This is a genomic window from Paenarthrobacter sp. TAF1, from assembly GCF_052113825.1.
GTDB lineage: Bacteria > Actinomycetota > Actinomycetes > Actinomycetales > Micrococcaceae > Arthrobacter > Arthrobacter nicotinovorans.
Window position 1 is genome coordinate 60,917 of record NZ_JBFRDO010000009.1, and the last position, 12,990, is coordinate 73,906.

Here is a 12,990-nt window from a genome sequence, read left to right on the forward strand (position 1 = left end):
CCGGACAGGTAAAGCCGCGCCCGTACTTGGGGGCAACGAGCATCCGCGGGGTAATTGTGAACAAACTGGCAGCGCCTGCCGCCATTGTGTTGGCTGGCGCGCTGGCGCTTTGCATGGCCGCATCAAGCCAGATCCTGCCGGCAACGGAGGCGGTTCCCGGCGCAAGCACCACAGCATCGTCCAGTGTCCCGTCCGGGTTGTCGGCACCTGAGGAAAGCCCGACGGCGGCTCCCGCACCTGCAGTGGCGACCCCCGCCGTCGATGGGTCCTCCAGTTCCGCAACGCCTGCAGCGCCAGCAACGCTGACACCTCCTCCCGCGCGGGATCCTGCCTCGGATGGCGGGCCGATCGCCGTCGATCCGGTTTTCGAGACACCGCCTCCCGTGCCGGAAATCGGACCGTCATGGGGACCGGACAATCCCTCGGATCCCAGCCCGAGCGCCACTGGTACCACGACCCCGCCGGTCGAAACGCGGCCGACGTCGGAAGAGACGGCAGACAGTGGCGCCGCCGCAACGACGCCGACGGCCGAGGCCGCAGGGCCCTCGCCAACAGCCGCGCCAACACCAACAGCCACGCCAACGCCAACGCCGACGCCGACACCATCGTCAACGCCAACGCAAACCCCCTCGGCCGATCCCGGCGCGACCCCCGCCACCGGCTCCCCCAGCCCGTTCCCCGGCAAGGCTCCGGGCCACGACCCCAATCTCCAAGACGGCGCTTTGGCGCTCCTCCCCGACAACAACAGCGCAGCGATCCTCACGGTGTTCAATGCGATCAACAGCTACCGCGCATCGTTGGGCCTCGCTCCGGTGAAGTACCACGCCACGGTTGCCAACCTGGCGCAGGAGTGGTCAAACAACATCGCTACCCGTGAGGTGATCCAGCACCGGCCCAACTTCTGGACGGACCCGCGGGCGATGAATCCGAACAATGGAGCGGGGGAGGTCATTGCAGTCCGCTGGGACCGCGACGCGGCGCAACTTGTGGAGTGGTGGAAGGGCTCCCCGGGCCACGATGCTTTGCTGCGGGACCCCAGGTTCAATGTGATGGGTATCGGCATCACCTACACGGACGGCAACTGGCAGACGACGCCCACCCGGTACACGCTGTGGGGCGTGGTCAACTTCTTCGGCTACACAACGTTGCCCGCCGGAACCACCACCAGCCCGGGTGGAACGGTGACACCACCCACTGACCCTGTGGCGGTGTGCGAACCAGGGTCCAAGCACCAACCCCCAACGGTCGATTTGAGTGCCGCGGCAATCAGCAGTGCTGCCGACCTGGTGTCCATCGCCGCCGACGGTTCCGTCGTTGCGTACCCGTCCTGGGGTAACGGCAGATTTGGCCTGGGCAAGCGGATTGGTGCCGGATTCGTGGGCCTCAAGGAGCTGTTTGTGGTGGACTGGGACCGCGATGGGGTCTTCGACCTGCTCTATCAACGGCTGGACGGGGCGCTCCTGGTGTATCCGGGCCTTCAAACGGGCGGTTTCAAGGATCCGGTGGTCTTGGGCCAGGGCTGGGGAACCTTGAACATTTCGGTGGGCACGTGGTGCGCCAACAACCGGCTTCCCCAGATCGTCGCCATGGACCAGGGCGGCAACCTGTATCTGTACAAGAACACGGGCTTGGCCTACATCCGCAGCCAGTCTGCGATTGGCACCGGCAACCCGTCTGTCCGGGTGACCATGGTGGATTACAACGCCGATGGCTTCCAGGACCTGCTCAGCACCGAGCCGAACGGCACCTTGCGCCTGTACCGGGGCAGCGGCCTGGGTACACCGAAACAGGAATCACGCCCCGTAGTGGGCAGCGCGTGGACGGACTACACAGGGTTGCGGGCTTTGAGTGGCCTCATGGGACCGGGCTCGGTGGGCGTGGCGGGCCTGGACCGCAATGGCATGGTGGAGTACTGGGACCTGACCTCGGGACGCCTCACTACGCCGGTGACGATTGGCAATGGTTGGGGCGGGCTGAGGTTCGCCAGCTAGGAGCTGGATTCGATCGCGGCCTTCAGCCGTTCCAACTGGCCGACTTCAACCTCCAGGGCCTTCTGGATCATCCCGTTCATGAGCTTGCGCAGACCTTTGGGATGGTATTCAAGGGCAAAGCGCAGCCGGGTGGTATCGCCTTCGGTGCTGAGGTAGTAGCCGCCGGTTGGTCGGGCGGGTCCCGCTACGACGGCGTACCGGACTTCCGCGCCGGGGCGGGCCTCGGTAATGGTGAAATCGGCTGCGATGGGCCGGCCACCAGGTCCGGCGACGGTCTGCTGGTACAACGCACCCTTTTGGCCGCGAACGCCTGATCTAAGCGCGATGCTTCGCACGTCTGAACGCCAGAGTGAGTTGTTCATCCCGTCCATGAGGAAACCGTAAACGGTCATGGCGTCCCGACTGATCACCACTTCATTGGCTGCGAATGCCACGGAAAACCTCTCTCGGCCTACGGTTCAAATGTCGTAGCCGGGTTCCCCATACGCAGCAGCTAACAAGTTCAGAATAGTCAGCCCGGTGCGGTGACGACACACGACTTCCGAGCCTTGACCGAATGGTTACCTGCCGATTTTTTCCCGCGCACTGCTGACACGCCTTCCATGGCCGGGTAGAGTGCCAGCCGCTGGACAATTCCACTGGGGGGGGTCATGCAGGTTCAAGACCGACCGGGAACACCAAGAAACGCCCGACGCCGGGTGGCGGCTTGCGCTGTATTCCTCGCCCTGGTGCTGGCGGCCGCCCTCGCTCCCGCGGCCGACGCGGCAGCCCCGGCCAGCGCGGCACCCACGGCTCAGGCGACCCGGTACGTTTCCGAAGCCGGAGTCACGGCCCACCGCGCCGCCGTCGTGAACGCCGCCGCCGTAAAAGCGCAGGTGCCTTCGACCGCCAATCCGCTGCCTGGCCTCGATCCCGCGGGTGATCCTGCCAACTTGTCCGTCCTTGTGAACAAGTCCCGCCCCCTGAACCCTGCCACCTATGCCCCGGCAGATCTGGTGAACGCGCGTGGCTCGGGACAGTATCTCCGGGCCGAAGCTGCAGCGTGGCTCAATGGGCTTTTCCAGGGTGCGGCGGATGCCGGGACCGGCGGGCTGGCGGTCGTGAGTGGCTATCGTTCTTACGCCCAGCAACAACAGGTGTACTCGTCCTATGTGAACCTTTACGGCCAGGCGCAGGCGGACCTGATCTCGGCAAGGCCGGGCTACAGTGAGCACCAAACCGGTCTTGCCGTGGATGTCGGAAATGCCAACGGTTCGTGTGGGCTCAGCACCTGCTTCGGTGACACTGCCGCCGGCATGTGGGTGGCAGCGAACGCGTACAAATACGGTTTCATCGTCCGGTACCCCAACGGCTACACCAACATCACCGGGTACAGCTACGAACCGTGGCACCTGCGCTACGTCGGAGTGGATCTGGCAACGGATATGAAGCTCCGTGGCTTTGCCACTTTGGAACAGTATTTCTCCGGAAACCCCAGCGTCCATGCCAGCATCACCTCGGGCGCGGACCTGGTGGCCGCGGACGCTGCCGGGCGGCTGCTTCGCTACCCCGCGCTGCCGAGAGGTGGCTACGGCGTTCCTGGACAGATTGGCTCCAACTGGACGGGACTGAAGCAGGCGTTCGTGGTGGATTGGGATTCGGACGGCGTCTATGACCTTCTGGCGCAATGGAACAACGGCACCCTGGGCCTGTTCAAGGGATGGCCCGGCGGCGCTTTCTCGACCCAGATCGTGGTGGGCACGGGCGACTGGGACGCCATGACCATCACTGTGGGCAAGTGGTCCAGCGACCAGGGTTACCCGGGCGTCGTGGGGTATTTCCCCGACGGCGGCCTGCGCTACTACCCCAACACCTCCGGCCGGGCGTTGACTTACCGGGTGGACATCGGAACCGGCTGGGCGGGACTGGGGCTGACCATGGCCGATTGGGACGCGGACGGCGCCAACGACATCCTGGCCACCACATCCTCCGGACTTCTGCTCAGTTACCCAGGCAATGGAGTTGGCGGCTTCAAAGGTCAGCCAAGCACCATCGGCTCGGGGTGGGGAACCATGAAGGCCTTGGTGCCTGGCTTCGGCTTGTCAGGTCCAGGTACACGCAGCATTACCGCCCAGACCGTGGACGGGTATTTGGTGGACTACGGATTGGGACTCGGAGTCTGGGGTCCGCAACGCCAAGTGGGCAACGGCTGGGGCTCAATGAAGCTGTTCAAATGAGGACCTGCCGGGGCACGTTCGGCCGGACGGAGTGGCTGTCCTGGGCGGCGCCGCAACTGCGCTAAGCTAGGACTCGCCCGATTGATTTCCGTCGGGCAGCGCGGGCGTAGCTCAATGGTAGAGCGCTAGCTTCCCAAGCTCGATACGCGGGTTCGATTCCCGTCGCCCGCTCAGCGAACCCCGGATCCTTCTGGATCCGGGGTTCATTTTTCGTGACAATAAGGCCCGACGGCGGCTCCCGCCGCAGCGCGCCCGTGCGGGCAGCGCCGGGGCACCGGAACCCGGGTAGGTGTATCGTCAGGAGTCAGGAGCCATTTCGGTTCCGCTCTAGGGAGCAATCATGGGCGACAAATCACCGCGCCAAACCGCATCAAAGAAATCCAGTAAATCCATCAAGGAAAAACGTGCGGACAAGAGGGCTTCCGAGTCCTCCGCCACTGAGGCCGCAAAGCCTTCCACCGGCAACAAGAAGTGACCGCGGCCAACGGCCAGCTGAGCATAGGCGTCCTCGCTACCTCGCTGAAGCCGAACGAGCGGCGCCTCCCCATCCACCCGCAGCATTTGGAGCGCATAGCCCCGGAAGTGCGCCGGCAACTCCGTTTCGAACATGGCTACGGCGAGCGTTTCGGTGTCCCGGACAGCAAGCTCGAATCGTTGGTGGGCGGACTCGGCACTCGCCAGGAACTGCTCGCCAACAGCGACGTCATCCTCCTGCCCAAGCCGCAGGCCCAGGATCTCGCTGAACTCCGCGACGGCCAGACGCTCTGGGGTTGGCCCCACTGCGTGCAGGACCGGGCCATCACTCAATTGGCCATCGACAAGAAGCTCACACTCATCGCCTTCGAGGCCATGAACCATTGGGCCGGCGATGGCGGTTTTGGCCTGCACGTTTTCCACAAGAACAACGAGCTCGCCGGGTACTGCTCGGTACTGCATGCATTGGCTTTGACCGGTTCAACCGGTGACTATGGCCGCCGGCTCAGTGCTGTGGTGATCGGTTTCGGTGCCACTGCCCGCGGTGCCGTCACGGCCCTGAATGCCCACGGCGTCCATGACGTCCAGGTTCTGACCAACCGGGGCGTTGCCGCCGTCGGGTCCCCCATCCATTCGGTGCGGATCGTGCAGTTCGACCACGACAGCAAGGCTCCGTTCCTCAGCGAGGTCATCACGGACAACGGGCGCAGGCCCTTGGCTCCGTTCCTGGCCGCGGCGGACATCGTGGTCAATTGCACCCTGCAGGACCCGAACGCTCCACTGACGTACTTGCGGACCGAAGACCTGACGGAGTTCCAGCCGGACAGTCTGATCGTCGACGTTTCCTGCGATGAAGGCATGGGATTCAGCTGGGCGCGGACCACCACGTTCGACGAGCCGATGTTCCGCGTCGGCGGTCACGTCAACTACTACGCGGTGGACCACAGCCCGTCCTATCTTTGGAACTCGGCCAGCTGGGAAATCAGCGAGGCCCTGCTGCCCTTCCTGGACACTGTGGTGGCGGGCCCGGACGGGTGGGATGCCAACGAGACCATCTCGCGTGCCATCGAAATCCGCGACGGCGTCATCCGCAATCCGGACATCCTTGAGTTCCAGGGCCGCTCCCCGGAGTACCCGCACCTGCCGGTGGCCCAGCTTCTGGCACGATAGCCCCACGCAGATGAAGCGCCCCCGGTTGCCGGGGGCGCTTCATCTACTTAAGCCGTTTTCTTAAGCCGTCTGCGGTTCCTGCACGATCCGCAGGACCCGCCGCCTGTCGCGCAGGTCCACCTTGATGTGCAGGGAGGACTTCCTGGCAAGTACGACGGCGACCACAGCCGCTGCGATGGCCGGAACCCCACCGGCCACGAGGATGGCCAGATGCGGGCCGAGGTGCTCGGCGAGCCAGCCCATCATGGGACCACCGATGGCCTGCCCGCCGATGAGCACCACGAGGTAGAGGCTCATGACGCGACCCCGGATGCTCATGTTGGAGCTGGTCTGCACCATTTGGTTGGCAGCGGTGAGGAACATGAGGCACCAGAATCCTGCGAAGACCATGGTGACGCTGAACCACACCATGGACGGCATGAGCGAGGACACGCAAAGCATCAGTCCGTACAACCCGGCGGAGGTCACCACCGAGCGCAACCGCAGCTGCCTCCGACGGGTGGATGCCACCGCACCTGTCAGTGCACCAAGCGCAACCATGGCGTTCAGCAAGCCGTAGCCTCCGGCACCGGCGTCGTACACGTGGTCCGCGAAGGCGGCCAGAAGCACTGGCAGGCTCATGGCGAAAACCGCTACGAAACCGGCCATCAACCACGGCCAGTAGATGGTGGGCTTGCTGAGCGCATAGTTGAGGCCTTCGCGCAGCATGCCCTTCTTGCGCGGCGTGGGCCGGCTCAGATGCAGCTGGTCCTTGCGCAGCAGCAGCAACATGGTCACGGTGGAGCAGCAGGCCACAGCATTGGCAGCGAAGGCCCAACCGGCGCCCACGGCAGTGAGCAGCACTCCCGCCAGCGCCGGGCCGATCAAGCCGCCGAGCTGGAAGGTCGTGGAGTTCACACTGATGGCGTTCCGCAGGTACTTGGGTCCGACGAGTTCGTTGACGAACACCTGCCGGGCCGGCTGGTCAAGGACCGTGACGAAGCCAAGCGCCAGTGCGATGACGTAGACGTGCCAGACCTCGACGCGCTGGCTCAGGGAAAGTACGGCCAGCAGGGCCGCCAGGACCGCTGCTGCCGACTGGCAGATGATGAGGATCTTTCGCTTGGCGAAGCGGTCGGCAATCATGCCGCCCCACGGGCCAAGGAAAAGTGAAGGCATGAACTGCAGGGCCACAGTGATACCGACGGCGGTGACGGACCCGGAAAGCTGGAGCACCATCCAGTCCTGCGCGATGCGTTGCATCCAGATGGCGATCACCGCGATGAAGTGGCCGATCGCGAAGATCCTGAAGTTGGGGACCTTCAAGGAGATGAAGGTATGCCGCCAGGGCAGCTTCTCACTCACGACGGCGAGTGGCTGGGTGACGGTGTCCGGCTGGTTTGCGTCCGGCGAGGGACGAGCGGACAGGGAATCGATGACGGGCTGGCTGACATTTGCCGCTGAAGGCGGTGGGGGTGCCAAAAGTAGTCCTCGGATGGGAGTTTCGGTGGGATGCGTTTAACGCTATGGTTGCCAGCAGCAATTATGGAAGCGTATTGCGCCTATAACTAGCATTGCGGAACGCAATGAGCTGCTTGCAGTGCCAGCGAAAACGGCGCGATACTCCGGCCCGGCGCTGACCTGCGCTTAGAGGAGTTCCGTGTTCGATCCCGTCCAGCTCCGCTCCTTTTTGGCTGTCGCAGAGACCCTGAGTTTCACCAAGGCCGCAGAACGGCTTGGGCTTGCCCAACCGACGGTGAGCCAGCACGTCCGCAAGCTGGAAGCCGCCGCCAAGCGTGTCCTCGTAGCCCGCGACACCCGCGAAGTGAGACTCACTGACAACGGTGATGCGATGGCCGGGTTTGCCCGCAGCATCCTTGCGGCCCACGATTCCGCCGCGCGCTACTTTTCCGGCTCGGCCATGCGTGGGCGCCTCCGCTTCGGCACTGCCGACGACCTCGCCATCACCGGCCTGCCCCGGATCCTTCGCGAATTCCGGCAGCTGTACCCGCAGATCAACCTCGAACTCACTGTCAGCCAAAGCGATCAGCTCTATAAACGCCTCAACGCCGGGCAACTGGACCTGGTGTTCGTCAAATGGGTGGCCGGGGCGAAGGAAGGCACCGTCGTCCGGCATGACAACTTCGCCTGGGTCGGCGTGGAGCAGACCGTCCTTGAACCGGGCGCCCCGGTCCCCCTCATCGCCTATCCGGCACCGAGCCTCAGCCGGAAACTTGCCATCGACGCCCTGGAGGCCGAAGGCCGTACCTGGCGGATCACGTGCAGCACCAAGCAGATCAGTGGCGTACTGGCGGCAGTCAGGGCAGGAATCGGCGTTGCCGTGATGCCGGCGTCGCTGGTTCCGGAAGACCTGAAAGTCATCACCCAACGCTTCGGCCTGCCACAGGTTGGCGACGTCGACTTCACTCTGATCCGCAACCCGCTCGCCAACGCGGAGGTCATCGACGCCCTCACCCAGGCGATCATGGGGCGGACGTTGAGCAAGTCGAACTAGTGGCCGGAYCGGTTCGCCCGGCTCCGGCCCCGGCGCCCGTTCCACCACCCCACTACCCTCAGGTCGTCCAGTCCGAAGCGGCCTTCCGGCACGGCAGCCCGGATGCGTTCGTCGTCGAAGGGAAGCCTGGGACGCAGCTCCACGGGAAGCCACGGTGCGTACGGTGAGGGCTCGCTGACCCCCTCGGCGAGCATCTGCGCCTGGGCTTTTGCCACGAGTGGTACCACCATGATCCACTCGGTCAGTTGCGCCAGAGCGCGGATCGACCAGATCGGGGCGCGGACGTAGACGGGGTAGCCACCGGCCACCCGGGCGATCCTGCGGACAGCTGCGCCAAGCTCAAGCTCTTCGGCTCCGACGACGGCGACGGTCGGGGTGGGCACGCGACCTTCAAGCGCCGCGATCAGGGTATCGACAGCCTCTTCCACAGGGAGGGGCCGGACAGTCCGCTCCCGGAAGCCGACCGTTGCGAAGACAGGAAAGCTGCGTACAGCACGCGTTACGTGGTCAACCATGTGGTCGCCGTTGCCGTAGATCATCCCTGCCTTGATGATCGTGTACTCGATGCCCGACTGCCGCAGGAGCTCCTCGGCAGCCCATTTGGTCTCGTGGTAGGCCGACCCACAATCCGGACGGGCCCGGAGGAAGCTCAGCATGACGATTCTTTGGACGCCCGTCCTCCGGGCGGCTTCAATGACTGCCTTGGTTCCTTCAATGTGGACACGCTGAAAGGTCTGGCCATCTATTTCCCGGTTGATCCCCGCGCAGTGGGCTACGACGTCGCACCCCGCGAAGGCCTCTGCCAAGGCATCGACGTCAGTAATTGCGGTCCCCGTCCGCCGCGAAATGATGACGGTGTCCGGCCTGTCGAGCCGCTCCGCGAGGTGACGCCCCACAAAGCCGGTACCGCCGGTAATGGCCACACGCATATTCTTGCTCCTTCGCTTATTAGCAATGAAGCTAAACTGTATATAGCTATTGTGCTATATTGCAAACATGGCAGATGCAGCATCGGATATCTTCGCAGCCTTGGCACACCCCACCAGGCGGCAGATCCTTCAAGACCTCAAGGACGGCGAGTTGGCCGCCGGCGAGATCGCTGCGCGGTTCAACGCCACAGGACCCACCATCTCCCGGCACTTGAGCGTGCTGCGCCAGGCCGGACTGGTCACGGAACGGCGGGATGCCAACCGCATTCTCTACTCACTCGTGGGCGAACGCCTCGCACTGTCAGTGGGGGACTTCCTTTCCACGGTCTGCCCTGAGCAGATCGTGCTGCGGGAGGTCCGGAAACGGAACCCTGCCCGCCCTTCGACCAGGACGCCGAAAGGGGCCACGACCTCCGAGGCCTGAACCCCGGCCGTAGTACGCTCACCCAATGACCCACGCCAAGCTCACTCAGCCGTCATCAAGCTTCCACGCCTCCTGGCTGGAAAGTTACGACGAGTGGGGAACCCTCGACCAGGACGGTTCTGCAGCATTCCTGGCCGCACGGTACGACCTCGACCTCCGCGAAGAGGGCCATTTCTCGCAGTGGGTGGACCTGCTCCATCAAATGCCCAGGGCGGATTTTTCACCGCCCGAAGGGCTGGCAAACCAGACCACCATTTGGGTCACCGACAATACGGAATATTTGGGCGCTGCCAGCCTGAGGCATTCCCTGGCCAGCGAATACCTGACAGAAGTCGGCGGGCACATTGGGTATGGCATCAGGCCAAGCGCAAGGGGGCGCGGCTTGGCCAGGATTGCCCTTGCCGGAGCCATGGACGAGGGGCGAACCCTCGGACTTGAGCGGGTGCTGGTGACCTGCAAGCAACCCAACGTGGCCTCGGCACGCACCATCGAGGCATGCGGCGGAGTTTTGGAGAGTGTCCGCCCTCCCGAGAGCTTCGCCCCCGAACTTGCTGTTACGGAACCGATCCGGCGTTATTGGCTGCATTTGTGAGGGACGGCCCGGCTCTCAACACGCGACAATGCTTAACGGGTAAGCGCATTCCCGGTATCGTGGAGCCATGACCAACCACCCCATACTGGCTGACCTCACGCCTGGCATCTGTTCCGTGACCCTGCGATCCCTCGGGATCGACGAGGTAGTCCGGATTTCCGCCAAAGCGGGCTTGGCCGGGATCGAGTGGGGCACTGACGTACATGTCAGCAACACCGGGTCGGCACTGTACGCCAAGGCCGCAACAGAAACCGCCGGCATGACGGTCCTGTCGCTTGGCTCTTACTATCGATGCGGCGCCTTCGGGGATTTCGGGTCCATTCTCGACCTCGCCGATGCCGCAGGCGCTCCGCGGGTGCGGGTCTGGGCCGGGGAAATCGGCTCTGCTGGTGCCGGCCGGGAGCACTGGGACTCGGTAGTCCGCGACACGCAGCGCATTGCCGACCTCGCCGCGAAACGCGGTGTCACCATCGCTTTCGAATACCACGGCAACACCCTCACGGACTCTCCCGCCACCACCTTGGAGCTGCTGAAGCGTGTAGACCACGCCAACGTCGGCACTTACTGGCAACCCGCCGTCGGACTTTCCGACGAGCAGGCGCTGGAGTCCCTCCACGAAGCCCTCCCCCACGTCGTGGGCGTGCATTGTTTCTCCTGGGGCCCGGCGGCCGAACGCTTTCCGTTGCGGAAACGGTCGCTGCTCTGGCGATCGGTCGCCGACATCCTGCGCGGCAACGGCAAAGACCTGGACATCATGCTTGAGTTCGTCGTCGACGATCTGCCTGACAACGTGCTCAGCGACGCCGCGACCCTGCACACCATCACCTTGGCCGAAGACTAGCCGTCGCTAGGCAAGCCATTCCAGACGCCGGAGCCAGTCAGCGCAGAGCCCGGTCCATTGCCCGGCGCCGGGCGCCCCATCCGCCAGGCCCAGCCCATGGGCGCCACTGGGGAATACATGGAGTTCCACCGGAACACCGGCACGTCCAAGCGCAGCCGCGTAGGAGAGGCTGTGACTGAGCGGTACGACGTCGTCGTCGGCAGTGTGCCAAAGGAAAGCGGGCGGAGTGGCGGCGTCGACGCTCAATTCCGCTGACAACGCACCCCGGGCATCGACGTCCGCGCCCGTTCCGGCGAGGTTGTCCACGGACCCCTGGTGCGCCGCGTCCACAAAGGAAATCACGGGATAGCAGAGAATGCTGAGGTCAGGCACAGCAGCGGAAGCGTCCACCGCAGGATCGCCGGTAGCCACCTGCACCGACAAAGTGGCAGCAAGGTGGCCGCCGGCCGAAAAACCCAGAACCCCTACCCGGCCAGGATCCACCTCCAGCCCATGCGCCCCCTCACGAATCCACGTCATGGCCTGCTTGGCGGCCAAGAGCGGGGCCGGATGCCGGTGCGGCGCGACCGGATAGCGCAGCACAAAGGCATGGATCCCCAGGGAGGCCAGCCATTCGGCCACGGGTTCGGCTTCATGGTCGGCTTGCCTCGCGTAGCCGCCTCCCGGCAGCACCAGAACGGCAGGCGCAGGCGCGCCGGAATGCCCGGCAACTCCGGAACGCCCGACGGCGGGAATCACCGTCAGCGCGGCGGGCACCTGTTCCGCTGGAACCGTCATGGTTGGGATTCCACCGGGGTTTCCGTACTCCGGCGAAGTTTCACCGTGCCGGAGATGGGAGCTGTATCGGGATCTCCGGCTGCGAGCCGGCCAATATCCTCCAGCGGAAGATGGACCGTGGACAAGGCCGGCCGGAAGTCCCGCAGCGTTTCAATGTCATCGAAACCGGCAACCGTGGCATCTCGGGGAATCCATACCCCTTCAGGCCGCAGGGCCGCGGTAACCCCAATGGCCATGACGTCATTCACGGCGAAGATGCAGAGCCTCTCCGGGGACCCTTTGATTCGTTCCGCAAGCGCCTGCCCGGCCTCGAATCCGCCGGCACGGTTGAAACCGGCGCGGATGACCTCGGCAGCCGGCCGTCCGGCGTCGGCCAGTCCGCGCTGGAATCCGCGCACACGGTCATCGGAGGTGTAGAGCCCCGCAGGACCCGCAATGATCACGAAACCGCCCTCGTGGGTGGCGGCCAGTTGTCCGGCCAGGCCGGCAGCGAGTTCCTCGTTGGGAACTTCCACCACGTGGTACCCCTCGGCCGCACTGGCTCCGACCACAGGATGGCCCACTACCCCAACGTGCCCACCGTTGCGGCAGTACCGGTCCAGCTCAGCGGCGAGTTCGGCATTGCCCTGTTTGTCTTCCGCACGCTCCGAGCGTGAACCGGCAATCACGATTGAGTCGGCGCGGCGGGCGGCAAATGCGGCCACCGCTTCTTTTTCCTCCGCGGGAGTCCCCGAGGTGCTGGCCAGCAACACCATACGGTTCTGCCGGCGCGCAGCTTCCTGGACGCCGCGCGCGATGGCCGAGAAGTAGGGGTCGGCAATGTCGTGCACCACCAGGCCGATCAGCCCTGAGCTCGACTTGGCGAGGCCCTGGGCCTGGGCGTTGGGAACATAACCGAGTTTGTCGGCGGCTTCCCGCACACGCTCCGCAATATCCTCGGCAGGCTTGCGCGAGGACCCGTTGAGGACCCGGGAGGCCGTTGCCAGGGAAACCCCGGCCAATCGGGCGACTTCGCTGAGTGTGCTGGCGGCCACGGGGAGACTCCTCTTCGTCAAGCGCCGGACTGGCGCTAAGGAAATTAT

At 64.6% G+C, this 12,990-nt stretch carries 13 protein-coding genes and 1 tRNA gene; 9 read left to right on the top strand and 5 right to left on the bottom strand.

From position 1 onward, the window contains the following. The first annotated feature begins 113 nt into the window (after positions 1-113). Complete coding sequence (locus AB4Y81_RS13350; protein ID WP_441996071.1) at positions 114-1,991, top strand: CAP domain-containing protein; 1,878 nt, start codon at positions 114-116, stop codon at positions 1,989-1,991. Here AB4Y81_RS13350 and AB4Y81_RS13355 read toward each other — a convergent pair. Beyond that, positions 1,988-2,425: an SRPBCC family protein gene (locus AB4Y81_RS13355; protein ID WP_018778172.1), complete on the bottom strand. Its 438-nt coding sequence runs from the start codon at positions 2,423-2,425 to the stop codon at positions 1,988-1,990. The two genes, AB4Y81_RS13350 and AB4Y81_RS13355, sit on opposite strands and share 4 nt — an antisense overlap. Positions 2,426-2,641: 216 nt before the next feature. On the opposite strand from AB4Y81_RS13355, the gene AB4Y81_RS13360 reads away from it, so the two are divergent. The 4 genes from AB4Y81_RS13360 to AB4Y81_RS13375 all read left to right on the top strand — a co-directional run bounded on the left by AB4Y81_RS13360 (position 2,642) and on the right by AB4Y81_RS13375 (position 5,851). Then, a complete protein-coding gene (locus tag AB4Y81_RS13360) occupies positions 2,642-4,207 on the top strand; it encodes a M15 family metallopeptidase (RefSeq protein ID WP_441996072.1) in 1,566 nt (521 codons plus the stop codon). Between the two features lie 100 nt (positions 4,208-4,307). Continuing rightward, a tRNA-Gly gene (locus AB4Y81_RS13365) sits at positions 4,308-4,378 on the top strand. 169 nt (positions 4,379-4,547) lie between these two features. Next, positions 4,548-4,682: a hypothetical protein gene (locus AB4Y81_RS13370; RefSeq protein WP_011776304.1), complete on the top strand. Its 135-nt coding sequence runs from the start codon at positions 4,548-4,550 to the stop codon at positions 4,680-4,682. Beyond that, the gene (locus tag AB4Y81_RS13375) at positions 4,679-5,851 is read left to right on the top strand and encodes a N(5)-(carboxyethyl)ornithine synthase (RefSeq protein ID WP_441996073.1); all 1,173 of its coding nucleotides are present in this window, start codon (positions 4,679-4,681) and stop codon (positions 5,849-5,851) included. Before AB4Y81_RS13370 ends, AB4Y81_RS13375 begins: the two co-directional genes overlap by 4 nt. Before the next feature lie 60 nt (positions 5,852-5,911). Here the strand turns inward: AB4Y81_RS13375 and AB4Y81_RS13380 are convergent, their stop codons facing one another. Then, on the bottom strand, positions 5,912-7,312 hold the full coding sequence (locus AB4Y81_RS13380; RefSeq protein ID WP_354627552.1) for an MFS transporter: 1,401 nt from the start codon (positions 7,310-7,312) through the stop codon (positions 5,912-5,914). A 178-nt stretch (positions 7,313-7,490) separates the two neighbouring features. Between AB4Y81_RS13380 and AB4Y81_RS13385 the strand changes: the two genes are divergently transcribed. Continuing rightward, positions 7,491-8,345 (top strand): LysR substrate-binding domain-containing protein, encoded by an 855-nt coding sequence (locus tag AB4Y81_RS13385; protein WP_018778168.1) that lies wholly within the window; start codon positions 7,491-7,493, stop codon positions 8,343-8,345. Here AB4Y81_RS13385 and AB4Y81_RS13390 read toward each other — a convergent pair. Next, positions 8,342-9,274 (bottom strand): SDR family oxidoreductase, encoded by a 933-nt coding sequence (locus tag AB4Y81_RS13390; RefSeq protein ID WP_193590123.1) that lies wholly within the window; start codon positions 9,272-9,274, stop codon positions 8,342-8,344. The genes AB4Y81_RS13385 and AB4Y81_RS13390 overlap by 4 nt on opposite strands. 67 nt (positions 9,275-9,341) lie before the next feature. Here AB4Y81_RS13390 and AB4Y81_RS13395 point away from each other — a divergent pair, with 67 nt between their 5' ends. The 3 genes from AB4Y81_RS13395 (at position 9,342) to AB4Y81_RS13405 (ending at position 11,131) form a co-directional block, all read left to right on the top strand. Then, positions 9,342-9,698, top strand: a complete 357-nt coding sequence (locus AB4Y81_RS13395; RefSeq protein WP_018778166.1) for a metalloregulator ArsR/SmtB family transcription factor — start codon at positions 9,342-9,344, stop codon at positions 9,696-9,698. Between the two features lie 25 nt (positions 9,699-9,723). Next, positions 9,724-10,290, top strand: a complete 567-nt coding sequence (locus tag AB4Y81_RS13400; protein ID WP_039243108.1) for a GNAT family N-acetyltransferase — start codon at positions 9,724-9,726, stop codon at positions 10,288-10,290. Between the two features lie 67 nt (positions 10,291-10,357). Further along, the gene (locus tag AB4Y81_RS13405; protein ID WP_039243109.1) at positions 10,358-11,131 is read left to right on the top strand and encodes a sugar phosphate isomerase/epimerase family protein; all 774 of its coding nucleotides are present in this window, start codon (positions 10,358-10,360) and stop codon (positions 11,129-11,131) included. Between the two features lie 6 nt (positions 11,132-11,137). Here the strand turns inward: AB4Y81_RS13405 and AB4Y81_RS13410 are convergent, their stop codons facing one another. Further along, entirely contained in the window at positions 11,138-11,908 is a 771-nt protein-coding gene (locus tag AB4Y81_RS13410) for an alpha/beta hydrolase (RefSeq protein ID WP_441996074.1), read from the bottom strand. After that, the gene (locus AB4Y81_RS13415; RefSeq protein WP_441996075.1) at positions 11,905-12,942 is read right to left on the bottom strand and encodes a LacI family DNA-binding transcriptional regulator; all 1,038 of its coding nucleotides are present in this window, start codon (positions 12,940-12,942) and stop codon (positions 11,905-11,907) included. The genes AB4Y81_RS13410 and AB4Y81_RS13415 overlap by 4 nt, the downstream gene beginning before the upstream one ends. Positions 12,943-12,990 lie beyond the last annotated feature (48 nt).